Annotated in this window: 1 protein-coding gene; it reads right to left on the bottom strand. The window is 65.7% G+C overall.

The features are described 5' to 3' along the window. Positions 1–459, bottom strand: a 459-nt coding sequence (locus tag ELR45_RS38650) for an aminopeptidase P family N-terminal domain-containing protein (RefSeq protein WP_205857007.1), incomplete at its 3' end; no start/stop codon positions are given. Positions 460–607 lie beyond the last annotated feature (148 nt).

Below are 607 nucleotides of genomic sequence, written 5' to 3'. Positions count from 1 at the left end.
CGAGATCGCGCAGGCGCTGCGGAGGCTATCGATCTCCGACTCGTCCTTGACCGCCCGCAGGTCTTCCACTGCCCGCCCGAGCCGGACCAGCTCAAGGGCGAGCGACGCATCATCCAGCTCGGAGCGGATAGTCGCAGACAGCTCCATCGTCACGTCATGCTCCTCGACCGCCAGCCGGCCGAAGCCACGCTCCGCCGCTCGCTTGGCCAGCTCGACGGCCACCCCTCGAATCACCACGAGCTCGACATCCGGCGCCACCGTTGCGGCCGCCGTCGCATACCGGCCGTCTGTCGCCAATGTGGCCGTTCCGTCGGCCGTCACCAGTACAGCAGCGTTGCTGCTACTGAGTCCGGTCAGATACTGGACGTTCACGAGCCGGGTCAGGAGCGCGGCGGGGATCTCATGCTCGGCGAGGTGGGCCGCGAAGCGCTCTCGGCGGGCGGCGTGGAGTTCAGGCATGCATCCGACTCTAATGGGAACGTCCACAAGACCGCGACGCATCGGTTACCATTTTGATCATGGTCGAGTTGGGCTTGATTATGGTGGTCACACTGGCGATCGCGGTGAGCCTTGTGATCATCAGGCGCGGTCCCGACCGCAGCGGCAA

It is taken from the genome of Phytoactinopolyspora endophytica, assembly GCF_004138495.1.
Taxonomy (GTDB): Bacteria; Actinomycetota; Actinomycetes; order Jiangellales; family Jiangellaceae; genus Phytoactinopolyspora; species Phytoactinopolyspora endophytica.
The sequence above is the reverse complement of the archived record's forward strand: the minus strand, read 5'-3'. Positions and strand labels throughout refer to the sequence as shown.